Origin of the sequence: Variovorax sp. NFACC27 (assembly GCF_048301545.1) — a bacterium.
GTDB classification, from domain to species: Bacteria; Pseudomonadota; Gammaproteobacteria; order Burkholderiales; family Burkholderiaceae_C; genus Variovorax; species Variovorax gossypii.
The window spans coordinates 7,843,262-7,868,070 of the sequence record NZ_CP157613.1 but is presented as its reverse complement, the minus strand read 5'-3'; the positions used below and the strand labels follow the sequence as shown (position 1 = coordinate 7,868,070).

26 protein-coding genes and 1 tRNA gene are annotated in these 24,809 nt (G+C 65.8%); 14 read left to right on the top strand and 13 right to left on the bottom strand.

Translation table 11 applies throughout. The annotated features are described in order from the left end of the window. The first annotated feature begins 110 nt into the window (after positions 1–110). The 4 genes from rpsD (at position 111) to ABL840_RS36930 (ending at position 2,455) form a co-directional block, all read left to right on the top strand. Entirely contained in the window at positions 111–734 is a 624-nt protein-coding gene (gene rpsD / locus ABL840_RS36945; protein WP_093196104.1) for a 30S ribosomal protein S4, read from the top strand. A gap of 142 nt (positions 735–876) precedes the next feature. Further along, the gene (locus ABL840_RS36940; protein WP_009124827.1) at positions 877–1,866 is read left to right on the top strand and encodes a DNA-directed RNA polymerase subunit alpha; all 990 of its coding nucleotides are present in this window, start codon (positions 877–879) and stop codon (positions 1,864–1,866) included. Between the two features lie 95 nt (positions 1,867–1,961). Beyond that, positions 1,962–2,360: a 50S ribosomal protein L17 gene (rplQ, locus tag ABL840_RS36935; RefSeq protein WP_093196105.1), complete on the top strand. Its 399-nt coding sequence runs from the start codon at positions 1,962–1,964 to the stop codon at positions 2,358–2,360. 18 nt (positions 2,361–2,378) lie between these two features. Continuing rightward, positions 2,379–2,455 (top strand) — tRNA-Met (locus tag ABL840_RS36930). Positions 2,456–2,587: 132 nt separating this feature from the next. Here ABL840_RS36930 and ABL840_RS36925 read toward each other — a convergent pair. Genes ABL840_RS36925 through ABL840_RS36900 form a run of 6 tightly spaced genes read right to left on the bottom strand, consistent with a single transcriptional unit; the run spans position 2,588 to position 9,528 of the window. Beyond that, the gene (locus tag ABL840_RS36925; RefSeq protein ID WP_093196106.1) at positions 2,588–2,986 is read right to left on the bottom strand and encodes a RidA family protein; all 399 of its coding nucleotides are present in this window, start codon (positions 2,984–2,986) and stop codon (positions 2,588–2,590) included. Then, entirely contained in the window at positions 2,983–4,605 is a 1,623-nt protein-coding gene (locus tag ABL840_RS36920) for an AMP-binding protein (protein ID WP_093307525.1), read from the bottom strand. The genes ABL840_RS36925 and ABL840_RS36920 overlap by 4 nt, the downstream gene beginning before the upstream one ends. Positions 4,606–4,610: 5 nt before the next feature. Next, positions 4,611–5,804, bottom strand: coding sequence for an acyl-CoA dehydrogenase family protein (locus tag ABL840_RS36915; RefSeq protein ID WP_093307526.1), 1,194 nt, complete (start codon positions 5,802–5,804; stop codon positions 4,611–4,613). Positions 5,805–5,808: 4 nt separating this feature from the next. Next, positions 5,809–6,663: an enoyl-CoA hydratase family protein gene (locus ABL840_RS36910; protein WP_093307527.1), complete on the bottom strand. Its 855-nt coding sequence runs from the start codon at positions 6,661–6,663 to the stop codon at positions 5,809–5,811. Then, a complete protein-coding gene (locus ABL840_RS36905; RefSeq protein WP_093196110.1) occupies positions 6,660–7,142 on the bottom strand; it encodes a MarR family winged helix-turn-helix transcriptional regulator in 483 nt (160 codons plus the stop codon). Before ABL840_RS36905 ends, ABL840_RS36910 begins: the two co-directional genes overlap by 4 nt. Position 7,143: 1 nt before the next feature. Then, the gene (locus tag ABL840_RS36900) at positions 7,144–9,528 is read right to left on the bottom strand and encodes a bifunctional salicylyl-CoA 5-hydroxylase/oxidoreductase (protein WP_093307528.1); all 2,385 of its coding nucleotides are present in this window, start codon (positions 9,526–9,528) and stop codon (positions 7,144–7,146) included. Between the two features lie 132 nt (positions 9,529–9,660). On the opposite strand from ABL840_RS36900, the gene ABL840_RS36895 reads away from it, so the two are divergent. Together ABL840_RS36895 and ABL840_RS36890 are read left to right on the top strand one after the other, a co-directional pair. Further along, a complete protein-coding gene (locus tag ABL840_RS36895; protein WP_093307529.1) occupies positions 9,661–10,929 on the top strand; it encodes an SAM-dependent methyltransferase in 1,269 nt (422 codons plus the stop codon). Between the two features lie 11 nt (positions 10,930–10,940). Continuing rightward, positions 10,941–11,264 (top strand): DUF1840 domain-containing protein, encoded by a 324-nt coding sequence (locus ABL840_RS36890; protein ID WP_093196113.1) that lies wholly within the window; start codon positions 10,941–10,943, stop codon positions 11,262–11,264. 124 nt (positions 11,265–11,388) lie between these two features. Here ABL840_RS36890 and ABL840_RS36885 read toward each other — a convergent pair whose 3' ends face one another. Next, positions 11,389–12,426 (bottom strand): Bug family tripartite tricarboxylate transporter substrate binding protein, encoded by a 1,038-nt coding sequence (locus ABL840_RS36885; RefSeq protein ID WP_093307530.1) that lies wholly within the window; start codon positions 12,424–12,426, stop codon positions 11,389–11,391. A gap of 82 nt (positions 12,427–12,508) precedes the next feature. Further along, positions 12,509–13,447, bottom strand: coding sequence for a LysR family transcriptional regulator (locus ABL840_RS36880; protein ID WP_093307531.1), 939 nt, complete (start codon positions 13,445–13,447; stop codon positions 12,509–12,511). 124 nt (positions 13,448–13,571) lie between these two features. Here ABL840_RS36880 and ABL840_RS36875 point away from each other — a divergent pair, with 124 nt between their 5' ends. Together ABL840_RS36875 and ABL840_RS36870 are read left to right on the top strand one after the other, a co-directional pair. Then, positions 13,572–14,354, top strand: a complete 783-nt coding sequence (locus ABL840_RS36875; protein WP_093307532.1) for an SDR family oxidoreductase — start codon at positions 13,572–13,574, stop codon at positions 14,352–14,354. A gap of 11 nt (positions 14,355–14,365) precedes the next feature. Next, positions 14,366–15,130: an SDR family oxidoreductase gene (locus ABL840_RS36870; protein WP_093307533.1), complete on the top strand. Its 765-nt coding sequence runs from the start codon at positions 14,366–14,368 to the stop codon at positions 15,128–15,130. Here the strand turns inward: ABL840_RS36870 and ABL840_RS36865 are convergent. From ABL840_RS36865 to ABL840_RS36850, 4 genes are all read right to left on the bottom strand, one after another. Further along, positions 15,118–15,573, bottom strand: a complete 456-nt coding sequence (locus ABL840_RS36865; protein WP_093307534.1) for a MarR family winged helix-turn-helix transcriptional regulator — start codon at positions 15,571–15,573, stop codon at positions 15,118–15,120. The genes ABL840_RS36870 and ABL840_RS36865 overlap by 13 nt on opposite strands. 13 nt (positions 15,574–15,586) lie before the next feature. Continuing rightward, complete coding sequence (locus tag ABL840_RS36860; protein WP_093307535.1) at positions 15,587–16,546, bottom strand: alpha-ketoacid dehydrogenase subunit beta; 960 nt, start codon at positions 16,544–16,546, stop codon at positions 15,587–15,589. Then, the gene (locus ABL840_RS36855) at positions 16,543–17,577 is read right to left on the bottom strand and encodes a thiamine pyrophosphate-dependent dehydrogenase E1 component subunit alpha (RefSeq protein ID WP_093307536.1); all 1,035 of its coding nucleotides are present in this window, start codon (positions 17,575–17,577) and stop codon (positions 16,543–16,545) included. Before ABL840_RS36855 ends, ABL840_RS36860 begins: the two co-directional genes overlap by 4 nt. Positions 17,578–17,651: 74 nt before the next feature. Continuing rightward, positions 17,652–17,774: a hypothetical protein gene (locus ABL840_RS36850; RefSeq protein WP_418116130.1), complete on the bottom strand. Its 123-nt coding sequence runs from the start codon at positions 17,772–17,774 to the stop codon at positions 17,652–17,654. Between the two features lie 204 nt (positions 17,775–17,978). Here ABL840_RS36850 and ABL840_RS36845 point away from each other — a divergent pair, with 204 nt between their 5' ends. The 6 genes from ABL840_RS36845 to ABL840_RS36820 all read left to right on the top strand — a co-directional run bounded on the left by ABL840_RS36845 (position 17,979) and on the right by ABL840_RS36820 (position 23,884). Beyond that, positions 17,979–18,881 (top strand): LysR family transcriptional regulator, encoded by a 903-nt coding sequence (locus ABL840_RS36845; protein ID WP_093307537.1) that lies wholly within the window; start codon positions 17,979–17,981, stop codon positions 18,879–18,881. Between the two features lie 113 nt (positions 18,882–18,994). Then, a complete protein-coding gene (locus ABL840_RS36840) occupies positions 18,995–19,984 on the top strand; it encodes a zinc-dependent alcohol dehydrogenase family protein (RefSeq protein WP_093307538.1) in 990 nt (329 codons plus the stop codon). Positions 19,985–20,043: 59 nt separating this feature from the next. Beyond that, on the top strand, positions 20,044–21,039 hold the full coding sequence (locus tag ABL840_RS36835) for an LLM class oxidoreductase (protein ID WP_418116129.1): 996 nt from the start codon (positions 20,044–20,046) through the stop codon (positions 21,037–21,039). Positions 21,040–21,060: 21 nt separating this feature from the next. After that, positions 21,061–21,933, top strand: coding sequence for a helix-turn-helix transcriptional regulator (locus ABL840_RS36830; protein ID WP_093307539.1), 873 nt, complete (start codon positions 21,061–21,063; stop codon positions 21,931–21,933). Between the two features lie 174 nt (positions 21,934–22,107). Further along, on the top strand, positions 22,108–22,926 hold the full coding sequence (locus tag ABL840_RS36825; RefSeq protein WP_418116128.1) for an MBL fold metallo-hydrolase: 819 nt from the start codon (positions 22,108–22,110) through the stop codon (positions 22,924–22,926). A gap of 58 nt (positions 22,927–22,984) precedes the next feature. After that, positions 22,985–23,884 (top strand): DMT family transporter, encoded by a 900-nt coding sequence (locus ABL840_RS36820; RefSeq protein WP_418116127.1) that lies wholly within the window; start codon positions 22,985–22,987, stop codon positions 23,882–23,884. Positions 23,885–23,920: 36 nt separating this feature from the next. On the opposite strand, the gene ABL840_RS36815 is transcribed toward ABL840_RS36820, so the two are convergent. Further along, a complete protein-coding gene (locus ABL840_RS36815) occupies positions 23,921–24,805 on the bottom strand; it encodes an alpha/beta hydrolase (RefSeq protein WP_093307542.1) in 885 nt (294 codons plus the stop codon). Between the last annotated feature and the right edge of the window lie 4 nt (positions 24,806–24,809).

Sequence of the window (24,809 nt, the reverse complement as noted above, 5' to 3'; positions counted from 1 at the left end):
CCGGCTTTGAATAGCGGCTGCGCATTTGTTTTTTAACTAAGCCCACCGCCATCAGCATCTTGCCGATGGCTCCCGCAGGCAACTGCGGCAGATGACACAAAGGAAAAATCGTGGCACGTTACCTCGGCCCCAAGGCCAAACTTTCCCGCCGTGAAGGCACCGACCTGTTCCTGAAGAGCGCCCGCCGCTCGATCCAGGACAAGGCCAAGTTCGACTCCAAGCCCGGCCAGCACGGCCGCACCTCGGGTCAGCGCACCTCCGACTACGGCCTGCAGCTGCGCGAGAAGCAGAAGGTCAAGCGCATGTACGGCGTGCTCGAGAAGCAATTCCGCCGCTACTTCGAAGAAGCCGACCGCCGCCGTGGCAACACCGGCGCCAACCTGCTGTTCATTCTCGAATCGCGTCTGGACAACGTCGTCTACCGCATGGGCTTCGGCTCGACCCGCGCCGAAGCGCGCCAGCTCGTGTCGCACAAGGCGATCACGGTGAACGGTCAGTCGGTCAACATCCCGTCGTACCTGGTCAAGACCGGCGACGTGATCGCCGTGCGCGACAAGTCGAAGAAGCAGACCCGCGTTGTCGAAGCGCTGCAACTCGCCCAGCAAGTCGGTATTCCGGCATGGGTCGACGTGAATGCCGACAAGGCCGAAGGCACGTTCAAGAAGGTGCCCGATCGCGACGAATTCGCAGCCGACATCAACGAATCGCTGATCGTCGAACTGTATTCGCGTTGATTTCTTCTACCCGCACCCGCCATTCGGCGCGTGCGGGAGATTGTTTTTGTTGTTCACGTTCCTGTTCCGCGCTTCGTCGCGGCTCAGGTGCTTCACCAGCCTTACCGGTGTAACGAGCCGGGGGTATTGAGAGGAAGTCTGCATGCAAACCACCCTGCTGAAACCCAAGACCATCCAGGTCGAGCAACTTGCCGCCAACAAGGCCAAGGTGACGCTCGAGCCTTTCGAGCGCGGCTACGGCCACACGCTCGGCAACGCGCTGCGTCGCGTTCTGCTGTCGTCCATGGTGGGCTACTCGGCCACCGAAGTCACGATCGCTGGCGTTCTGCATGAGTACTCGTCGATCGACGGCGTGCAGGAAGATGTCGTCAACATCCTGCTGAATCTCAAGGGCGTGGTGTTCAAGCTCCACAACCGCGACGAAGTCACGCTGAGCCTGCGCAAGGACGGCGAAGGCCCGGTGCTGGCCTCGGACATCCAGACCCCGCACGACGTCGAGATCATCAATCCCGACCACGTGATCGCCCACCTGTCGCAAGGCGGCAAGCTCGACATGCAGATCAAGGTCGAGAAAGGCCGCGGCTACGTGCCCGGCACGATGCGCCGCTATGCGGACGAGCCGACCAAGTCGATCGGCCGCATCGTCCTCGACGCCTCGTTCTCGCCCGTCAAGCGCGTGAGCTACACCGTCGAAAGCGCCCGCGTGGAGCAGCGCACCGACCTCGACAAGCTGCTGGTCGAAATCGAGACCAACGGTGCGATCACCGCCGAGGACGCAGTGCGCGCATCGGCTAAAATCCTGGTCGAGCAGCTCGCCGTGTTCGCGCAGCTCGAAGGCGGCGAACTCGCTGCGTTCGATGCTCCGGCTCCGCGCAGCGCACAGCAGTTCGATCCGATCCTGCTGCGCCCTGTCGACGAACTCGAACTGACGGTGCGTTCGGCCAACTGCCTGAAGGCCGAAAACATCTACTACATCGGTGACCTGATCCAGCGCACCGAGAACGAGCTGCTCAAGACCCCGAATCTGGGTCGCAAGTCGCTCAACGAAATCAAGGAAGTGCTCGCCTCCCGCGGCCTGACCTTGGGCATGAAGCTCGAAAGCTGGCCGCCGGCCGGCCTCGACAAGCGTTGATTATTTGAATTTTTGAAATAGGCCCCCTGAAAAGGGCCAGTGCACCGGGCAGTACCTGACACGGCTGCCTGTTTTATAAAGTAAAGGAAAGCACCATGCGTCACGGACACGGACTCCGCAAACTCAACCGCACCAGCTCGCACCGCCTCGCGATGCTGCAGAACATGATGAATTCGCTCATCGAGCACGAAGTCATCAAGACCACGGTCCCCAAGGCCAAGGAACTGCGCCGCGTCATCGAGCCGATGATCACGCTTGCCAAGAAGCCCACCGTCGCCAACAAGCGCCTGGCCTTCGACCGCCTGCGCAACCGCGACAGCGTCGTGAAGCTCTTCGGTGACCTCGGCCCGCGTTTCGCAGCGCGTCCGGGCGGCTACACCCGCATCCTGAAGATGGGTTTCCGCGTGGGTGACAACGCCCCGATGGCGCTCGTCGAACTGGTTGATCGTCCTGAAATTAAAGAAGACGCAGCCGAGCAAAACGCTGCTGAATAAGCTATAATCTAAGTCTGCCGCGCGATGGAGCAGCCTGGTAGCTCGTTGGGCTCATAACCCAAAGGTCGCAAGTTCAAATCTTGCTCGCGCAACCAAATTGAAAAGGCCCTTTGAGAAATCAAAGGGCCTTTTTCTTTTTCGATCTTTTACCCATCAATTGCCGGTGAATGGCAAAAAGAAATGCCCTCGCAATGAGGGCATTCTTTATTTTTGGCCAGCGTGGCAACTCAGTCAGGAATGACTGCCGTCACCTCGATCTCGACCTTCGCCCGATGCTCCACCAGCGCAGCCACCTGCACGCAGGTCATGGCCGGGAAGTTGCGGCCCATCGCGTCGCGATAGACGGGGCCGAGCTCGGCGAGCCGGCGGCTGTATTCGTCGCGGTCCGTCACGTACCAGGTCATGCGCACCATGTGCTCCGGGCCCGCGCCGCCCGCGCGCAGCACCTCGACGATGTTGCGCAGCGCCAGGCCGCATTGGTCGATGAAGTCGTCCGATTCGAATTGCTGCTGGGCATTCCAGCCGATCTGGCCGCCGACGAACAGCATCGTTCCACGAGCGGCGACGCCGTTCGCATAGCCCTTGGGAGGCAGCCAGCCTTCGGGTTGCAGGAGTTTGTTGATCATGATGTCGTGTTGAGTTGTCTCAGTTTGAATCGTTGGAGCTTGCCGGTTTCCGTGCGCGGCAGCGCCGGTACGAACTCGATCTCCCGTGGGTATTTGAACGGCGCGATGGTCGCCTTCACGTGGTCCTGCAGTGTCTTCACGAGGGCGGCGTTGCCCTCGTTCCCCGGCTTGAGGACGCAGAACGCTTTCACGATCATGCCCCGCTCGGCATCCGGCTTGCCGATCACGCCGCACTCGGCCACGGCCGGGTGCTTGAGCAGCGCATCCTCCACCTCCGGGCCGCCGACGTTGTAGCCGGCCGTGATGATCATGTCGTCGGCGCGCGCCTGGTAGAAGAAGTAGCCGTCGTCGTCCTGCACGAACGAATCGCCGGGGTAGTTCCAGCCGTTCTTCACGTAGTCTGCCTGGCGCGGGTCGTCGAGGTATCTGCAGCCCACCGGCCCCTGCAGCGCGAGCTTGCCGACCGTGCCGCGCGGCACTTCCTTGCCCTGGTTGTCCACCACCTTCGCGGTGAAGCCCGGCACGGCCTTGCCGACGGCACCACGGCGTACGTCGGAGCCCGCGGCCGAGATGTAGATATGGAACACCTCGGTGCCGCCGATGCCGTCGAGCATCTCGATGCCGGAAGCCTCCTTCCACAGCTGCCGCGTGGCGTCAGGCAGGGCCTCGCCCGCGCTCACGCTGATGCGCAGGCTGGGCATGCCGTGCTGCTTCACGAACGGCGCCATCTGGCGGTAGAACGTGGGCGCCGTGTAGCAGATGGTCGCGCCGACCTCGTTGATGAGCTTCACCAGCCCCTCGGGCGTGAACGGCGCATCGGGAAAGTAGACCGAAGCCCCGGCCCACATCGGAAACACCAGCAGCCCGCCGAGCCCGAAAGTGAAGGCCAGCGGGGGCGATCCCACCACGATGTCGTCGCTGCGCGCGCGCAGCACGTGGCGCGGCCATGTCTCGCACATCGCGAGCACGTCGCGGTGCGTGGTGACGGGCGCCTTCGGCTTGCCGGTGGTGCCCGAGGTGAAAGCCAGTAGCGCGATGTCGTCGGAAGCCGTGGGGCAGGCCGTGAATACGCCGCTCTTCTTCGCCGCGCGCGCGGAGAGCGAGTCTTCCGCGTCGGGCTTGTTGAATGCGATCACCGCGGCAAGCACCGGATGTTCCCGCTGCGCGATCGCCAGCTCGTCGAGCAGCCGTCCGTCGCACAGAGCGGCCACGGGCTGCGCCTTCTCGATGATGTCGCCCAGTTCCTTCGCGCGCAGCAGCGGCATCGTCGCCACTGCAATGAGCCCGGCCTTCACCACCGCGAGCCAGGCCAGCGCCATCGCCACGGAATTGCCGCCGCGCAGCAGCACGCGATTGCCCGGCACCAGACCGAGATCTTCGACCAGCACCTGGGCGATGCGATTGACCTCGACGGCCGCCTGCGCATAGGTCAGCGTGCCCTGCGGCGAACGCAGCATCGGCTTGTCGCCGAACCCCTTCGCCGCAGCCTTGTCGAGCAGTTCCTCGACCAGGTTGAGCTGGTCGGGCAGCCGTAGCTCGGGCAGGTCGTAGCGAAAGACGGGCAGCTGTGCCGCGGGCGGCAAGCGGTCGTGAACGAAGCGGTCGACTTGGGCAGACACGGTGTTTATCCCCGCAGAACGGATTTGCCGATGATCAGTTGTTGAACTTCCGTCGCGCCTTCGTAGATGCGCAGCGAGCGGATGTCGCGATAGAGGCTTTCAACCTTCGTGCCAACCTTCACGCCGAGGCCGCCGTGCATCTGCAGCGCCATGTCGATCACGCGGCTCGCGTTCTCGGTGGCGCACATCTTGGCCATGGCCGCTGCGGCCGACACGTCGCCCACCGCCGGCGCGCCGCGTCGTTCGGCGTCGTCACGCATCCATGCCGCGCGATAGGTGAGCAGGGCAGCGCTGTCGATCAGCGCTGCCATTTCGCCGAGCTTGGCCTGCGTGAGCTGGAAGTCCGCCAGCGTCTGGCCGAACATGCGGCGTTTCTTCGAATGCGAAATCGCCTCCGCCAGTGCGCGGCGTCCCATGCCGAGGGCGGCCGCGGCCACCGAGGCGCGGAAGATGTCGAGCGTGCGCATCGCGAGCTTGAAGCCGCCGTTGAGCTCGCCGAGCTGCGCGGTGCGCGGCACCACGCAGTTCTCGAAGCGCAGCGTGGCCAGCGGATGCGGCGCCATCACGTCGATGTGCGCGGAGGTGTCGAGACCGGGCGTCTTCGCATCGACGATGAAGGCCGTGATGCCGCGCGTGCCGCCCGCCGGGTCGGTCTTCGCGAACACGCAGTAGAAGTCGGCGATGCCGCCGTTGCTGATCCAGGTCTTCTCGCCGTTGAGCTTCCAGCCGTCGGAGGTCTCCTCCGCGCGCATCGCCATCGCGCCCACGTCGGAGCCGGCTTCGGGCTCGCTGAGTGCGAAGGCCGCGATCTTGCTGCCCTTGGCAACGGCGGTCAGGTAGTCGGCGTGTTGCTGCGGCGTGCCAGCCAGCGTGATCGAGCCGCTGCCCAGACCCTGCATCGCGAACGCGAAGTCGGCGAGCGGCGAATGGTAGGCGAGCGTCTCGCGCAGCAGCACGAGCGCGCGCGAGTCGAGCCGCTCCAGCGCGCCGCCGGAACTGCCCGGCACGCAGTAGCGCAGCCAGCCGCCGGCGCCGAGCCGCTGGACCCAGTCGCGGCAGGCGGCACGGTCGTCGTCTTCGTCGACCTGCTGCGCATCGGCCCAGGGCAGCAGGCCGTCGGCGAGCGCACGGTGCGCGTCGTCGAAGAAGGGCAGCGCGAGATGCGCTGTCGATGGAGGTGCGGGGGCCTTGGTCATCATCGTTTCAGTCTCCGCCGAACACCGGCTTGCGCTTGGCCGCGAAGGCCTCGTAGGCGCGCCTGAAGTCTTCGGTCTGCATGCAGATGGCCTGCGCCTGCGCTTCGGCCTCGATGGCCTGGTCGATGGTCATCGACCATTCCTGAGACAGCATCGTCTTCGTCATCCCGTGCGCGAAGGTCGGACCTTCGGCCAGGTCGCGCGCAACCTTCGTCGCGGCCTCGAGCAATGCATCGCTTTCGTGCAGCGCGTTGAAGAAGCCCCAGGCATGGCCTTCCTGCGCCGTCATTGCGCGGCCGGTGAACAGTAGCTCCGACGCACGGCCCTGGCCGATCACGCGCGGCAGCAGCGCGCAGGCGCCCATGTCCGCACCGGCGAGGCCCACGCGCGTGAAGAGGAAAGCGGTGCGCGTGGCCGGCGAGCCGTAGCGCAGGTCGCAGGCCAGCGCGATCATCGCGCCGGCGCCGGCGCACACGCCGTCGATCGCGCCGACGATGGGCTGCGGGCACGCACGCATCGCCTTCACGAGGTCGCCCGTCATGCGCGTGAACTCCAGCAGCTCGGGCATGCGCATGCCGGTCAGCGGGCCGATGATCTCGTGCACGTCGCCGCCCGAGCAGAAGTTGCCGCCCGCGCCGGTCACGACGATCGTCTTCACGTCGGTGGCGTAGACCAGCGCGCGGAACAGGTCGCGCAGCTCGCCGTACGAGTCGAAGGTCAGCGGGTTCTTGCGGTCCGGCCGGTTCAGCGTGATGGTGCCCACGCCCGCTTCGTAGCTCCATGCGAAGTGCTCGGCCTTGTAGGCTGCCTTGGGTTCGAATTGCGCGCGCATGGGATTGCCCGCGCCGACGTAGTGCTTCATTCGGTCTCCGCCATCAGTAGTTGGTTGTGCGAGTGCTGCTTGACCTTGCCGAGCAGCTTGTGCAGTTGCGCGATCTCCTTGGCGCTGAGGCCGGAGAAGGCCTCGACGATCCAGTCTTCGTGCTGCTGCGCCATTTCGTTGAAGAGCTTGCGCCCGCGCGGCGTGAGGCGCACGCGCCATGCGCGGCGGTCGCCCTCGACGTTGATGCGCTCCACCAGCCCTTCGGACACGAGCTGGTCGGTGATGCCCGTCACGTTGCCGCCCGTCACCATCATCCGGCGCGAGAGCTCGTTCATCTTGAGCCCCTCGGGCGAACGCTCGAGCTGCGACATCAGGTCGAAGCGCGGCAGCGTGGTGGCGAACTGCGAGCGCAGCTCGTTGCGCACCTGCTTCTCGATCAGCTGGGTGCAGGTGAGAAGCCGCAGCCAGAGCCGCAAGGCTTCGGGATGTTCGCTGTGCGCGCGCGCTTCGAGGTCCATGTCAGTGCGTCTCCTCGCTGTTCTGCGCGGCCATCGCGGCATTGGCGGCGGCCGCGAGCTGCTGTTGCTTGGCTATCTCGCGGTACATCTGGTCGCGCCCGCTCAGGTACTGCACGGGCCATTCGACGTCGCGGCTCTGCAGCTTGGCCGCCTCGTGCAGCGTCCATGCCGGATCGGCGAGATGCGGGCGCGCGATCGCGCACAGGTCGGCGCGGCCGGCCGCGATGATGCTGTTGGCCTGGTCGGCGTCGGTGATGGCGCCCACCGCGATGGTCGAGATGCCGACCTCGTTGCGGATGCGGTCGGAGAACGGCGTCTGGTACATGCGCCCGTACACCGGCTTTGCGGCGCGCGTGGTCTGGCCGGAGGACACGTCGATGAAGTCGGCGCCGGCTTCCTTGAAGAGGCGGGCCACCACGATGGCGTCGGCATCCGTGTTACCGCCGGGCGCCCAGTCGTGGGCAGAGATGCGCACGCTCATCGGCTTGTCGGCGGGCCACACGGCGCGCATGGCGCGGAAAACTTCGAGCGGATAGCGGCAGCGCGCCTCGATGTCGCCGCCGTACTCGTCGGTGCGCAGGTTGGTGAGCGGGCTGATGAAAGCCGACAGCAGGTAGCCGTGCGCGCAGTGCAGTTCGAGCCAGTCGAAGCCGCATTCGGCCGCGCGGCGGGTCGAGTCGACGAACTGGTCGCGCAGCGTGTCCATCTCGGCGCGGGTGATGGCCGCGGGCAGCTGGTTCTGTTCGCCATACGGCAGCGCACTCGCGCCCAGCAGGGGCCAGTTGCCGCTCTCGAGCGGCTCGTCGGTGCCTTCCCAGCCCACGCGGGTCGATCCCTTGGGGCCGCTGTGGCCGAGCTGCATCGCGATCTTCGCGCTCGACTGCGTGTGCACGAAATCGACGATGCGCTTGAAGGCCGCCTGCTGCGCGTCGTTGTAGAGGCCCGTGCAGCCGGGGGTGATGCGGCCTTCGGGCGTCGGGCTCGTCATCTCGACGAACACCATCGCGGCACCACCGAGTGCGCGTGCGCCCAGGTGCACCAGCAGGAAGTCTTGCGGAACGCCGTCGACCGCGCTGTAGGTGGCCATCGGCGAAACGAGGATGCGGTTCTTCAGCGTGAGCCCACGCACCTTGTAGGGCATGAGCATCGGCGGCAGCGCCTTGCCGCCGGCCAGCCACTGTTCATAGCCGCTCAGCCATTGCGTGTCGCGCAGGCGCAGGTTCTCGTGGCTGATGCGCTGCGAGCGCGTGAGCAGCGAGTACGCGAACTGCTCGATCTGCATGCCCGTGTAGCGCGGCACGTTCTCGAACCATTCGGTGGAATTGCGTGCGGCGTTCTGGATCTTCAGCACTTCGACGCTGCGGCGTGCCTCGTAGCCTTCGAGCACGTGGTCGACGGTGCCGCCCTGGGCGAACTCGTTGGCCAGGTCGATCGCGTCTTCCAGTGCCAGCTTGGTACCCGAGCCGATCGAGAAGTGCGCCGTGTGCGCCGCGTCGCCCATCAGCACCACGGGCACGGAGCGGCCTTCGACGTCGATGCGGTGCGTCCAGCGTTCGCACACCACGCGCGGAAAGCGGATCCAGTTGGCGGAGCCGCGCAGGTGCGTGGCATTGCTGATCAGCGAGTGGCCGCCGAGGTACTTGGCGAAGAGCTTCTCGCAGAAGGCGATGGCCTCTGGCTGCTCCATCTGGTCGAGGCCGTGAGCCTTCCACACTGCCTCGGGCGTCTCGACGATGAAGGTCGAGGTCTTGTCGTCGAACTGGTAGGCGTGCGCCTGAAACCAGCCGTGCTCGGTCTGCTCGAAGGCGAAGGTGAAGGCGTCGAAGGTCTGGTGCGTGCCCAGCCAGACGAAGCGGCAGTTGCGCAGGTCGATGTCGGGCCTGAAGACGTCGGCGTAGCGCTGGCGAATGCGGCTGTTGAGGCCGTCGCTGGCGATCACCAGATCGGCCTCGTACTTGGCGGCAATCGCCTGGTCGTCGGCGACGTCGGTCTCGAACACCAGCTCGACGCCCAGCTCGAGACAGCGCTCCTGCAGGATGTTCAGCAGCCGCTTGCGGCCGATGCCGCAGAAGCCGTGGCCGCCCGAGCGCACCTGGCGGCCCTTGAAGAAGACCTGGATGTCGTCCCAGTGATGGAACTCGTTGCCGATGAGCGCCGCGGTCGGCGCATCGGCAGCGCGCAAGTTGGCGAGCGTCTGGTCGCTCAGCACCACGCCCCAGCCGAAGGTGTCGAAGGGGCGGTTGCGTTCCACCACGGTGATCTGCAGCGCGGGGTTGCGCGCCTTCATCAGCAGGGCGAAGTACAGGCCTGCCGGCCCGCCGCCGATGCAAAGGATGCGTTGGAGGTCCGAGGCGGGAGCGGACTTGGACGGGTCGAGGCTGTTCATGGCTAAATAGTTTAGACATAAACAATCTGTTGTCAATCGGGATTCCTGCAGGCCCGCCCCGGAGCGCATCTCGCGGCCTGCGCCGACACGGGAAGTCATGCAAAAGCTTGGAAAAATCAATACCATGCGCCCATGCAACACTTGATACCAAAAATCGAGTCGCAGCTGGCTTCGCTGCCTGTCCCCATCGCGCTGGAGCTGCCGGATGGCCGGCGCGTAGCCCAGGCGGGAGCCCGCGTCACCCTGGCCTTCAAGGAATGGGCGGTGCTCGCCAAGCTGGCGGCACGACAGGTGGGAGCCATCGGCGAGGCATACGTCGAAGGCAAGGTGCAGATCGAAGGCGCCATGCGCGACCTGATCGACGCCACGGTCGGCATGCTCCCGGGCAACCCGGCGCAGACCGACACCGGCTGGTGGAGCCGCCTGCAGCGCCGGGCCAAGTCGCACGGCTCGCATTCGCTGCGCAAGGACGCGGCCCAGATCGAGTTCCACTACGACGTTTCCGACGACTTCTACGCGCTGTGGCTCGACCCGCGCCGCGTGTATTCATGCGCCTACTTCCGCACGCCCGACCTCACGCTGGCGCAGGCGCAGGAAGCCAAGCTCGACCACATCTGCCGCAAGCTCATGCTGCAGCCCGGCGAGCGCTACCTCGACATCGGCTCCGGCTGGGGCGCGCTGCTGCTGTGGGCGGCCGAGCACTACGGCGTGGACGCCACCGGCATCACGCTGTCGAAGAACCAGCACGCGCACGTGCAGCGGCTCATCGAAGAGAAAGGCCTGCAGGGCCGCGTGCGAGTCGAGCTGCGCGACTACCGCGAAGTGCCCACCGACAAGCCCTTCGACAAGATCTCCTCCGTCGGCATGTTCGAGCACGTGGGCGCGGCCAACATGCCGACCTACTTCCGCAAGATCCATTCGCTGCTGAGGCCCGGCGGCCTGGTGCTGAACCACGGCATCACCTCGGGCGAGCTCAACTATCGCCAGCTCGGCGCCGGCATGGGCGACTTCATCGAGAAATACATCTTCCCCGGCGGCGAGCTGCTGCACGTGACGCACGTGCTGCGCGAGACTGCCGCAGCCGGCCTGGAGATGGTCGACACCGAGAGCCTGCGCCCGCACTACGCACGCACGCTGTGGGCCTGGTCGGACGCGCTCGAGGCGCAGCTCGACACCGCGCGCGAAGTCTTGCAACGAAGCGGCGGCCGCCAGGGCGACAACGCCGAGCGCATCCTGCGGGCCTATCGCCTGTACCTCGCCGGTTCCGCCATGAGCTTCGAGCAGGGCTGGATCTCTCTGCACCAGATGCTTTCCACCAAGCCCGACGGCAAGGTCGAACACGGTGTCCTGCGCGGCGCGCAATCGGTGTACCCTTTTGCACGTGACTACATCTACAAGTGAGTGAGAACACCATGCTCTATCGATTCCAGTCCCGTGCCTCTCCCGATTTCGTGATGCTCGAAGTGCATGCCCGCCAGCTGCTCGAGATCGTCGGCAAGTCGGCCGCCCCGCAGGGCATCATCACCGTCGAGCAGATCCCGGGTGCCATCGCGGCCATCGAGGCAGCGCTGGCGCGCGAGGCCTCCAACGCCCACAACAACGACGACTACGCCGTCGAAGGCCACGCCAACGAGGCCGAGAAGCAGCACGTAGGCCTGCACCAGCGCGCGATCCCCCTGCTGCACATGCTCAAGGACTCGCTGGCCGAAAAGAAAGACGTGACCTGGAAGACCTGATCAATCTGGATCAGCCTTCCCTGGATCTTTTCGAGGAACACCACGGATCCGGCTTTGCCGGTCCGTCGGTGTTGCCCCCTGCAAGGGGGTTGGCGAAGCGCACGAAGTGCGCGCAGCCTGGGGGTTAGTCGACTTTCGCGCCGGAGTCCTTGACCACCTTCGCCCATTTCACGTGTTCGCTCGCAATGAGCTTCGTGAAGTCCGCTGGCGAATTCCCGCTCGGGATCGCGCCCTGAGCCAGCATCTTCTCCTTCATGGCCGGCATGCCCAGCGCCTTGGCCACTTCCTGCTGGATGCGGTTCACGATCTCCGGCGACGTGCCCGCCGGCGCCAGCAGTCCGAACCACGAACTCGCCTCGAAACCCTTGAGCGAAGGTCCGCCCACTTCCTCCACCGTCGGAATGTCCGGCAGCGCGGGCGAACGCTGCGCGCTCGTCACCGCCAGCGCCGTGAGCTTGCCGGCCTTGATCTGCGCCATCGACGACGGCAGGTTGTCGAACATCACGTCGGCGTTGCCGCCCACCATGTCCAGCAGCGCCGGGCCGGAGCCCTTGTACGGGATGTGGGCCATGAAGGTGCCCGTCATGCTCTTGAACAGTTCGCCCGCCAGGTGGATCGAGGTGCCGCTGCCGCTGGAGGCCATGTTCAGCTTGCCCGGGTTGGCCTTGGCGTACTTGATGAAGTCCTGCACGTTGTGGATGTTCAGCGACTTCGCTTTCTCGGCGTTCATCTCCATCACGTTAGGCACGGCGGCCACCAGCGTGATCGGCGCGAAGTCCTTGATCGGGTCGAAGGGCAGCTTGGGGTACAGCGCGCGGTTGATGCCGTGCGTGCCCACCGTGCCCATCAGCAGCGTATAGCCGTCGTTCGGCGCGCGCGCCACGATCTCGGCGCCCACGTTGCCGCCAGCGCCGGCGCGGTTGTCCACGATGAACTGCTGGCCGAAGGCCTTCGAAAGCTCGGGCGCCACGGCGCGCGCGAGGATGTCGGTGGTGCCGCCGGCCGCGAAGGGCACGACGATGCGCACGGGCTTGGTAGGCCAGGTGCCCTGGGCCCACGAGGGGGCGGTCATCAGGGTCAGCGCGGCAGCGACCGACGCGGCCAGCGCGGTGCGGCGGTTCGGGGAAGAGGAGGAGAAGGAGAAGAAAGTCGGATTGGTCATGCGCGCGTTTGTACAGGTGCGCGCTGCGACCGTCGCGGGTGAAAACCCCGTGAGCTCCTTGAACCCGTGAGGGAGTTCTCGGTCAGGCCACCTGCATCCGCTGCGCGAATCGCTCGCTGCGCAAGCGCTCCAGCACGAAATCGACGAACACCCGCGTCTTCGGCGGCAGCAGCTTCTTGCTCGGGTAATAGAGCCACACCGCGCCTGCGTCCTGGTACCAGTCGGGCAGCAGCCGCAGCAGCTCGCCGCTGCGCAGCCCGCGCTCCACGAAGGGCAGCGGCAGCATCGCCACGCCCAGCCCCATCAGCGCGGCATGCGCGATCGCCTCGGGGTCGTTGAAGATCGCGCGCGGCCGGGGCAGCTCGACGCTGATCTCCCCCTCGCCGGAGCCCGCACGCACGCGCCGCAGCGTCCAGCTGCGCACCCGGCCCGTGGGTGAGGAGCGGCGCATCAGCGTGTCGAGTGCCGCCAGCTCCGACGGGTGCCTTGGCAGCGTGCGCCCTTCCATGTACGCCGGCGATGCCACCGCCACCACGTGGATGCGCGCCAGCTCCCGCGCCACCAGCCCGGCCGGCAGCTCGATGCCGCCGCCGATGGCCGCGTCGAAGCCCTCGCCCACCAGGTCGACCTGCTGGTTGTCGAAGTGCCAGTCCGGCAGGATGGCCGGGTAGCGCACGAGAAAGTCGCCCAGCATCGGCAGCACGTGCTCGCGTCCGAAGGCCTGGCCCATGCTCACCTTCAGCGTGCCGGAGGGCTGGCCGTCGTCGGTGTCGACGCCGGCCACGGCCTCCTGCAGCGTGGCCAGCGCGGGGGCGACCTGCGCCAGGAAGCGTTCGCCGCCCTCGGTCAGCGTCAGCCGGCGCGTGCTGCGCTGGAACAGCCGCACGCCCAGCCGGGCCTCCAGCCGTGCCACGTTCTTGCTGACCGCGGCCGGCGTCAGGCCCAGGCGCCGGGCGGCCTCGGAAAAGCTGCCGCCCTCCGCGCTCTGCACGAAGGATTCCAGGTGATTGAGCGGTTCCATGGCCGCATTGTCTCGCTCATCTTCAACTTCTGGTTGAATTTGATTGGGTGGATTGATGGCTACCGGAGAAGGAATGAAACGCCCACACTGAGGCCTTCTTCCTCCACCTCAACGGAAAAAAATCATGGCCTCCAACACTGCTTCTTCCTCTTCCTCTTCTTCGTCTTCCCCCGTCCTGGCCGGCAAGGTCGCCTTCGTCACCGGCGGCTCGCGCGGCATCGGCGCGGCCATCGTGCGCCGGCTGGTGCGCGACGGTGCCGCCGTCGCCTTCAGCTACGCCAGCTCGGCCGCCCCGGCCGACGAGCTGGTGCGCAGCATCCAGTCCGAAGGCGGCCGCGCGCTCGCGCTGAAGATCGACAGCGCCGATGCCGCGGCCCTCACCGCCGGCATCGACGAAGCCGCCCGCACCTTCGGCAAGATCGACATCCTCGTGAACAACGCCGGCGTGTTCCTCGGCGGCACCCTCGACGAGTTCTCGCTGGAAGACTTCGACAAGACGCTGGACATCAACGTGCGCGCCGTGTTCGTCGCCGCCAAGGCGGCCTCGCGCCACATGGGCGAAGGCGGCCGCATCATCAACATCGGCAGCACGAATGCCGAACGCATGCCCTGGCCCGGCGGCAGCGCCTACGCCATGAGCAAGTCGGCGCTGGTCGGTCTGGTGCAGGGCCTGTCGCGCGACCTCGGCCCGCGCGGCATCACGGTCAACAACGTGCAGCCCGGCCCGGTCAACACCGACATGAACCCGGTGGACGGCCCGAACGCCGCCGCCATGCACGGACTGATGGCGCTGGCCCGCCACGCCCGTCCGGAGGAAATCGCCGGCATGGTCGGCTACCTGGCCAGCCCCGAAGCCGGGTTCGTGACGGGCGCGAGCCTCAACATCGACGGCGGCTTCGCGGCCTGAGCCCGGACGCCATGACGACGACGCACCTGGCTCCCCAGCCTGCCCTGGCCGGCAAGGCTGCCTTCGTCACCGGCGGCTCGCGCGGCATCGGCGCGGCCATCGTGCGCCGGCTGGCGCGCGACGGCGCCGCCGTGGCCTTCACCTTCGTGAGCGCGCAGGCCAAGGCCGACGCGCTGGCCGGCGAGATCCGTGCCGCCGGCGGCCGCGCTCTCGCCCTTCGCGCCGATGCGGGCGACGCCGCGACGCTCACCGCCGCCGTCGAGCAGGCCGCGCAGGCCTTCGGGCGGCTCGACATCCTGGTGAACAACGCCGGCGTCTACCTGCGCGGCGAGCTCGACAGCTTCACGCTCGAGGACTTCGACCGCACCGTGGGCGTCAACGTGCGCGCCGTCTTCGTCGCAGCCAAGGCGGCAGCGCGCCGCATGGGCGAGGGCGGGCGGATCGTCAACATCGGCAGCATCAACGCCGAGCGCGTGCCGGCCGCGGGCGCCAGCGTCTATGCGATGAGCAAGGCCGCGATCGTCGGCCTCACGCGCGGCCTGGCGCGCGACCTCGGCCCGCGAGGCATCACGGTCAACAACGTGCAGCCGGGCCCGACCGACACCGAGATGAACCCCGCCGCCGGACCGCGCGCCGGCTTCATGCACGGCCTCATGGCGCTGCCGCGCCACGGCCGCGCCGACGAGATCGCCGGCATGGTCGCGTACCTCGCCGGGCCCGAGGGCGGCTTCGTCACCGGCGCCAGCCTGAGCGTGGACGGCGGCTACACGGCCTGAGCGTCCGGCGCGGACGCACCGTCAATGCCGCCCGACACGGCAAGGATCAGCTTGTCGAGCGTGGCTTCCAGGCGCGCCAGTTCGCCGGCCTCGACGCCGGCGAAGAGCTCGGCCTCGCGCTGCCGGCCGAGCGCGCCCACCGTTTCATGCAGTGCCTTGCCGGCGGCGGTGAGGTAGAGCCGGCTGCTGCGCCGGTCGGTCGGATCGTCGTGGCGCTGCAGGCGCTTGTGGCGGCGCAGGCCGGCTAGCGCGCGGCTCACCGCCATCTTGTCGAGGCCGGTCTGGTCGGCCACCTGCGTGGCGTTGAGCCCCGGCTGCGCGGCGAGCACGGCCATCGTGCGCCATTCGTTCAGCGTGAGCCGGTGCTCGCTGCCCACGCGCTCGTGAAAGGGCCGCGCCGTGAGATTCACGACCCGCACCAGCTTGAAGAAGAGCGGGTCCATCGCCGGTCGTGCGTCAGTCGGCGAGCCTTTTCGCCGCGGCCACGATGGCTTGCGTGCCGACGCGCGATTGCGCTTCCAGCACCGGCGCATAGCCCACCGGAATGCGCGGCGCGCCCAGCCGCGCCACGCGGCAGCCCGTGGCCTCCGCCGCGCTGGCCGCGATCTCCGCGCCGAAGCCCGCCGCCTGCACCGCCTCGTGCACCACCAGCAGCCGGCCGGTGCGCGCGCACGACGAAAGCACCGTCTCGCGGTCCCAGGGCCACAGCGTGCGCAGGTCGATCAGGTCCACCGCGATGCCATCGGCCGCCAGGGCATCGCAGGCTGCCGCGCAGGCCTGCATCTGCCGGCTCCAGCTCACCAGCGTGAGCGCATTGCCTTCGCGCACGCGCGCCGCCTTGCCCAGCGGCACGGCGACGCTCTCGTCGACCTCGCCGGTCGTGCCCCAGAGCGTCTTGTGCTCGATATAGACCACGGGGTCGCCGCATTGCAGCGCGGCACGCAGCAGGCCGTGGTTGTCCTGCGGCGTGGAGGGGCACACCACCACCACGCCCGGCAAATGCGCGAACCAGGCTTCGAGCGATTGCGAATGCTGCGCCGCCGAGGCGTCCCAGATGCCGCCCGGCATGCGCGCCACCAGCGGCACGCGGCCCTGGCCGCCGAACATGAAGCGGTTCTTGGCGGCCTGGTTCACCAGCTCGTCCATGCCGCACAGCGCGAAGTCGACCACCCGCATCTCGACCACAGGCCTCAGGCCCGCGAGCGCCATGCCCACGCCGGCGCCCATGATCGCGGCCTCGCTGATCGGCGTGTCGATCACGCGCCCGTCGCCGAAGTGCTGCTGCAGCCCCTTGTACTGCCCGAAGATGCCGCCGCGGCCCACGTCCTCGCCGAGCACCACCACGCGCGGGTCGGCTTCCATCTCGCGCCGCAGGGCCAGCAGGGCGGCTTCCGAATAGCTCAGTTGCTGCTTCATCGCCACTGGCCCTCCCCGACGGTCTGCACATCGGTGAAGGCGGCGCCTGGCTCGGGCCAGGGCGCCGCGTCGGCCACCGCGAGTGCGGTGTCGACCTCGTCGCGCGCGGCGTTCTCGATGGCGTCGAGCGCCGCTGCGGCAACGCCGTTCGAAAGAAGATGGCCGCGCGCCCGCGCGATCGGATCGGTCTCCAGCGCCGCCGCCAGCTCGGCCGGATCGCGGTATGCCGCGACGTCCACCGACACGTGCCCCTTCACGCGGTAGGTCAGCGCATGCAGCAGGCGCGGCCCGCTGCCGGCGCGCACTTCGGCCACCAGCTTCGCGGCCGCCGCGTGCACAGCGAACACGTCGTTGCCGTCGACCTGCGTGGCCGCGATGCCGAGCGCCTCGGCGCGCGCCGAGGCGCCTTCGCCCGCCGTCATCGGCCCGCTCGCGGTGGTCGCGCTCCAGCGGTTGTCCTCGCAGACGAAGAGCACCGGCAGGTCGTACACGCGCGCCCAGTTCAGCGCTTCGAGAAAGGGCCCGCGGTTGATCGCGCCGTCGCCGAAGAAGCAGACCGTGATGTCGTCGGCCTTCTTCAACAGCTTCTGCGCGTGCGCCGCGCCCACCGCGATAGGCAGCCCCGCCGCCACCACGCCGTTGGCGCCCAGCATGCCGACCGAGAAGTCAGCGATGTGCATCGAGCCGCCCTTGCCGCCGTTGAAGCCGGTGGCCTTGCCGAACAGCTCGCACATCATCCGGGTGAGGTCCGCGCCCTTGGCCAGCGTGTGGCCGTGGCCGCGGTGGGTGGAGGTGAGGTAGTCGCTGGCGCGCAGGTGGGCGCAGACGCCGGCCGGCACCGCCTCCTGCCCGGTCGACAGGTGCAGCGGGCCGCGCACCTTCGCGGCGCCCGCTGCCTGCTGGCCGTATGCGCTCACGCCGCCCTGGCTGGCGGTTTCCGCCGCGTTCTCGAAGGCCCTTGTCCGCACCATGGTGCGGTACAGAGCTTCGCCGACGGCATGGCTGCCGCCGCTGGAAATGCTCGAGTCCATCTTGTCTCCGGCGCCCTCGGGATGGGCGTTCCGGAAAAAATCGTATCAAGCGAGACGGAATCGCGGCACCGGGCTTACCCGCCGCCGAGCTGCGCATCGCGCATCAGCGTCAGGCCTTTCCCGGTGGCGCCGGTACGCATCGTTTGCCGCAGCTCTTCATACGAGCACGAGCAGAGCAGCGTGTCGTTGTTCAGCATTCAAAGGCCGATTTGCGATCGACGGCAGAAGCCTGCGCGACCGAGTCCGCGATCAACAGCCTCATGGGAAAGTGAACCGGCATCACCCTGTTCCAGCTCCTCGAGAGAATGAGGCGTTTCAACGAGTTATCGTGTCGGCTCGAGGGAGTCACGCCAGTTCAAGAGCTTGAAGTAACCCGGCATCCAGCAGATGGGAAAGGCAGCATGGACCGTATCGAGGCAATGCAGATATTTGTGCAGGTCGTGGAGAAGGGAAGCTTCACGGCCGCGGCCGAGCAACTGCAGCTTCACCGGCCGGTTGCTACCCGGGCGATCCAGGCGCTGGAGCAGGAGCTCGGGGTTCGATTGCTCAATCGCACGACCCGCAAACTGAGCGTGACCGATGAAGGGGAGGACTTCTACCAGCGCACCGTGCAGCTGCTCTCTGGCATCGAGGACACCTTCGCGAGTTACTCGGATCGCAGGCGCAGTGCCAAAGGACGGCTGAAGGTGAATCTGGCCGCCACCATAGCCAAGGCCATCGTGATTCCTGCGCTGCCGGATTTCCAGCGTGCCCACGCTCAAATCGAGATTCACCTGGGCGTTACCGACCAGCCGGTCGACATAGTCGACGAAGGGATCGATTGCGTGGTCCGATTGGGTGACTTGCACGATTCGAGTGCTGTCGCGAAGCGCATTGGCGAGGTTCGAATGACCACGTGCGCTTCGCGAACCTATATCGAGCGCCACGGGATGCCTTCGTCCATCGAAGAGTTGCGAGCACATAAGGCAATCAACTTTGCCAGTGGCCGGAACCGTCGATTGGTCGACTGGACATTCAATGAAAACAACGAAGAAGTCAGGCTGAAGCTCTCCAGTTCAATCGTTACGGACAACTCAGACGCTCTGCTGACCTGCGCGCTGTCTGGAATGGGGGTGATCCAGGGCGTCCGTCCGGCCCTGTTGCCGTATCTGGAGTCGGGACGGCTGGTTGAAGTCTTGCCGGATCTGCCTGCCTCCCCCAAAGCCATCTCCGTCCTTTATCCCCATCGCGCCCATCTTCCCAGCAAGACCAAGGTGTTCGTGGATTGGCTTGCAGGGGTAGTGAAAGAGTCGTGCAGCCGGTGATTGTTATTTTGGGGATAACAGTTAGTTGTTGCCAACCGGCTTCTTGAAGGCTGCATCACCTCCTAGAGTTCAGTTGTCGCTTCGATGCGATTTCCAACTTTTCCGAGGTGTTCATGTCGAGAGTTATTCATTTCAACCGCGTTGGTGGCGCGGAGGTGCTGGAGTTCGTGGACGTCGAAGTAGCGGCGCCCTTGGCAGATGAGGTCCAAATCAGCGTGAAGGCCCTGGGCATCAATCGCGCTGAAATCATGTACCGCAACGGGCAGTACGTCATCGATCCCGTGTTCCCCGCGAAGATGGGCTACGAAGCAGCTGGCGATGTGACGGCGGTGGGTTCCAACGTCACTGATTTCAAGGTCGGCGACCGGGTGAGCGTTATCCCCGCATTCTCGTTTGCGAACTACGGTATGTATGGCGAGCTGGTCAACGCACCTGTCCATGCGGTGGTCAAAATCCCCGATGGCATCTCCTACGAAGAATCCGCTGCGACCTGGATGAAGTTCGTCACGGTGTTCGGCGCTCTCGTGCTGATGGGGGGCATGAAGGCTGGTGGCACTGTGGTGTTGGGCGCTTCGTCCAGCAGCCTGGGCTTGGCAGCCATCCAGATGGCGAATATGGTTGGTGCAACCCCTGTCGCGTTGACCCGTTCACTGGACATCGAGAAGCAGCTCAAGGCTGCGGGAGCCGCTCATGTGTTCACCGGCGACGATCCGGAGCTGACCGACAAGATTCGCGCACTGACAGGCGGGAAGGGTGCCCGGCTGGTGTTCGACCCGGTCGGCGGTCCTGGTGCACGTGCGCTGTTCCGCGCGATGGCCTATGAAGGCATCTACTACCAGTACGGCGCCCTGAGCCCTGGGGACCTGCCCGTGCCCGTGATGGACGTACTGTCCCAGCATCTGACTTTGCGCGGCTACGAACTCTTCGAGATCACCGAAGTACCCGAGCGCCTCGCTGCCGCCAAGAAATTCATCACCGAAGGTCTCTCCTCCGGCGCTCTGAAGCCGGTCATCGACAAGGTCTTCGACTTCGCCGACATCGCGGACGCTCACCGCTACATGGAGGCTGGCAGCCAGATCGGCAAGATCGTGGTCAAGGTCTGACCCTGTCCCCAGCGCAAGCTCCCTCGAGGGCGTTTGCTTTCGGTACGGAAAACGGATTGATGATGCTCCATTCTTCTCCACGGATTGGCGCCCACCCCGGCTTTGCGCGGGCGTTTGCACCTGGCCGGCTCACCCTGGGGTTCATCCTCCCCTTGGAGGCGTACCCGAGTTCTCCTGCACCTTTGATGGAGCAACACGCCGAGTTGACCAGGATGGCCGACGAGCTTGGCTTTGCGACTCTGTGGGCGCGGGATGTCCCGGCCTACGATCCGTCGTTCGGGGACGTCGGGCAGATGTTCGACCCCTTCACCTACCTCGGCTTCCTGGCAGCCAACACGAGGCGGATCGGGCTGGCCACCGGTGCCGCCGTGATTACGCTGAGGCACCCCGTTCACGTGGCCAAGCAGGCCGCATCGATCGATGTGATGTCCGGAGGCCGGATGCTGCTTGGCGTGGCGTCTGGAGACCGACCTTCGGAATACCCGCTCTTCAACATCCCGCAGGATTACGAATCGCGGGGAGATCGCTTCCAGGAGGCACTCGCCAGCATTCGCATGGCCAGCGAAAACAGTTTTCCGGTTGGAGGCAGTCGGCGATTCGGCCAGTTCCTGGGCAACCTCGACGTCCTGCCCAAGCCGAGGGAGGGGCGCTTGCCGATTGTCGTCGTGGGCCGCAGTCGGCAAGACCTGGACTGGATTGCGCGAAACGCCGACGCCTGGCTCTACTACTTTGTAGATGCCCGTCGCACGGAGCTCATTGCCGCGACCTGGAGGCAGGCTGTGAGGGATGCGTGCGGAGAGGTTTTCAAGCCCTTCGCGCAAGGGCTGTTCTTCGACTTGCTGGCGGACCCCGATGCTCCGGTGCAGCCAATCCACTCCGGCATGGCGGCTGGCCGCCATGCACTGATTGCCTATCTGGAGCAGTTGCGCCACGTCGGTGTCAACCACGTCGCTTTCAACCTGAAGGCGTCGCGACGTCCCGCGCGCGAAGTCCTGCAAGAGCTCGGCGAGTTTGTGCTCCCGCTGTTCGCGTCGGGCCCGGTACAAGCGCAGTGATGCTGCTGGCTGACGGCAACCATGAACGGCTTCAGCTCCATCGCGTCAATGGCTCAAGGCCCTGGCAGTTCCAGTGGAGACATCAGGGTTCTCGTAGAACGCCTGTTGGAACTGGTGCGCAGCAGCCATCCGCTTCCATGCGATTGCCTGCGTGCCGTTGAAGCGCAACGCGTTCGCAACTATGAGCTGGAGAGTGGCCTTCTCGCGATACCGCTGCTGGGGAAGAGTCGTATCACGGATGGTCTGCGGACCATCGAGGTGGAGCCAGGACAGATACTGATAGTCCCCAACGCCCGGTCGATTGATTGGGAGCAGTTTCCCGACCGGGAGATCGGCGAGTATGTGGCCATTGGAATTCACCTCCAGCAGAGCCTTTTGGAATCGGCACAAAAGCTCCTGCCGGAGACGGTCGCCGCGGACCCTGGCCAGATCAGCGCCGAGCCGCTCGCGTTGCTTATCGATCCCTTCCTGCGATGGACCGAGGTGATGCAGGAAGGGCGGCGATCGCTTGCGCTGCATGCCATCGTCGAAGTGATCGTTCGACTGCATGAGATTGGACATCTGGGCCTCCTTCGCATCCCTCGCCCAAGCTTGGCGTCGCAGATTCGAAAACTGGTGGCGGGCGACCCATCTCGCGACTGGCATTCCGAAGAGTTCGAGGAGCGCCTGGGCATCAGCGGACCAACTCTGCGCCGGAAGTTGGCAGCAGAGGGAACAAGCTTCCGGTCGGTGCTTCTGGATGCCCGCGTCGGGCAGGCGCTTCACCTGCTGCTCACCTCTCGGTTGCCGGTCAAGACAATCGCCGCGAAGGTCGGCTACGACTCCGTCACGACCTTCTCGAAGCGGTTCACAGAGAGGTATGGCCTCGGGCCGGCGCAGGTCGGCCGCCGGTGAGCGATTGATCGGATGAGCGTTTCGCGCGGGTTGTTGAACGGACGCGAGCACGCTGAATTTCTACGATCGAGTCAGACAGTTTTCGGCTGTTGCTGCTCATCTTCCTGAGGAATTCAGATGTCAAAGTTGACTACTTATCAAGCCCCCGCCATCAATCGAAAGAAGGTCGGAGACATGACCGTCACGATGCTGAGTGACGGCTTCCTGGACGTGTCCTTCGAACTTCTTTCCGGCATCACCGGTGCGAAGGCAGAGGCGCTGCTGGAGAAGCGCGGTGCTCCTCCCATTCCGCGCATGAACATCAACGTCTACGTCATCGAAACCGGAGACCGCACGATTCTTGTCGACGGTGGTGCAGGTGGCATCAATGGGTGGGGAGGTCGCCTTCAGGTCGGCCTTGCGGCCGCGGGAATCGACCCGCTGCAAATCGACACGATCCTGCTGACGCATGCCCATCCGGACCATATCGGCGGCCTGGCTGCACCGCTGAAGACACCCGTTTTCCGCAATGTCGAGCGGCTCTTCGTGAACGAGAAGGAGCTCGCCTTCTGGCGTGACGAAACCATCTATTCCAACGCGCCCGATGGTTTCCGCCCCTTCTTCGAAGTCGCAAGGAACGCGTTCTCCGCGTACGACAGCAAGCTCGTGCCGTTCCGCGGCGAGTCGGTGCTTCCGGGAATCCAGGCAGTCGAGCTGTTCGGCCATACCCCCGGCCACACCGGCTACCTTGTTGGAGAAGGCAAGGAGTCGTTGCTGATCTGGGGCGATATCGTCCACTTCCCTCATGTGCAGATCGCCCAACCGGAGGTCACGATCGCCTTCGATAGCGACCCGACACAGGCCAGCAAGACGCGCAAGCGGCTGCTTGAACAAATCGTCAGCGACAAGTTGCTCGTGACCGGGATGCACTTCAATGCCCCGACGGCTGGAACCGTCTCGAAAGACGGTGACACCTTCGCGCTGAACTACGACCTCTGGTCGCCCGCTGTCTGAGGCGAGCGCTGAAGTCGTGGTCGCGCGTCACTTGCGCCGGAATCCGTGAACAAGCACCGTGAACGCTAAGACATCGCACAACAACGCATTGGTGTCGGCAGCGCCGTGGCTGTTCGTCGTCTTGTGGAGCACCGGCTTTGTCGCCGCCAAGTTCACCATACAGAACGCACCTCCTTTCAAGCTCCTGTTCTTGAGAGGCGTGTTTTCTTGCCTGGTGTTTTTCGCCATCAGCGTTGCGATGGGAGTGAAGTTCCCGTCATCGAGAGGAGCCTGGACGCAGGTCAAGGTCGGGCTGCTGCTGCAGGGGGCCTTCCTGGCGGGCTGCTTCTTTGCAATCAGTCACGGCATGCCCGCAGGGCTGGTTGCGCTCGTCACCGGTACCCAGCCGCTGCTGACTGCGGTGTACGCGTCCTTGCTCCAGAGAAAACCGCTCTCGGGAACCAAGTGGGCGGGCATCGGATTGGGATTTGCAGGCGTGTTCCTGGTGCTGTCTCCCACCAGCCATGAGTTGACTTTCGGCGCTGTTGCATTCTCCGGCGCATTGATTGCCTTGCTCGGAGTCACTGTCGGGACCATTGTCCAGAACCAGGTGAAATCGGACGGCCATCTTCTGACGTCGACACTCTTCCAGTATGTGGCACTGACCGTGTTTGCGGGCCTGGTCGCGATCACGACCGAAGAGCAAGAGGTCATGTGGAGCGTCAAGTTCGCTTTCGGCTTGCTGTGGCTCGTCGTTGGTGTCTCCACCGCGGCGATGCTTCTGTTGCTGTTCATGCTGCAGAAAGGAGAGGCAACCACGGTAGCCACATACTTCTATCTGGTTCCGGTTGCGACCTCGCTGGAGGCATGGGCGCTCTTCGGAGAACCGCTGACGCCGGCAATCCTTTCCGGAATGGCTGTGACGGTTGTGGGCATGTTGCTGGTGCTGAGGAAGGGATCGAGCTCCAGCTCCAGCTGAAGAGGCCGTAAGTGCCCCGGACTGCATCCGCCCGGCTCAGAGCCTGCGCGCGCTGAACACCTGCCGCAGCACCATCGGTGCGATCGCGATCGGCAGCGACATATGGTCTTCTCCCGGCTGGAGCTGGAAGGCAGTGCGCAGCCCGTATGCGGACAGCGGCGCGAGGCGCTGCGCGAGCGCCTGCGCGTCCTGGATCTCCTGCGGGGTCTCGCGGTCTCCGATCACCAGCAGCAGGCTCTGGTGTACGGGCGCGATCTCGCCCGCGGTCACGCGCGCGGCGAAGCGGCGCTCCTGCGGCAGCAGGTAGTCGTCGCGCCACCACAGCGAAGGGCTGGCCGATACGTAGTGGGTGAAGAGCATCGGACGCGTGAACAACGCGTGCACCGCGAACATGCCGCCGAACGAGTGGCCGAAGAGCGAGAGCCTGTCTCGGTCCAGCGGATAGTGGCGCGCGATTTCCGGAATCACCACCTGCTCGAGCGTGTCGAGGAATTCATCGTCGCCTCCCTGCGGTGGCTTCTCGCCGGCCGGCGCGGGCGGCGAATAGTCGTACGACCGGCGCAGGAAGTCGTGCGTGCCGTCGGTCGGGTAGCCGACGCTGACCACCATCGTCTCGGCGAAGGCCGAGCTGGCGCGCCGTGCGTCGTGGAAGGCGCCGAAGTGCGCGTTGCCGTCGAGCACGAACAGCGTGGGATGCCCGCCGCGGGGCACTGCCTTGCCGGCAGGCGGGCTGACGAGCAGCCTGTATTCGCGGTCGCGCGCGGGGCCGCCGCGCACGCTCAGGGCATGCGTGCCAGGCAGCACGGCCGGTTGTCGTGAAGGCATTGCGGTGCTTGGGGCCTGCGCGCGCACCTGCAGAGGCGCGGTGGAAAGAGCGGCCAGGGCGGTGAGGGGCAAGGATGCGAAGAGTCGGCGTTGCATGGCG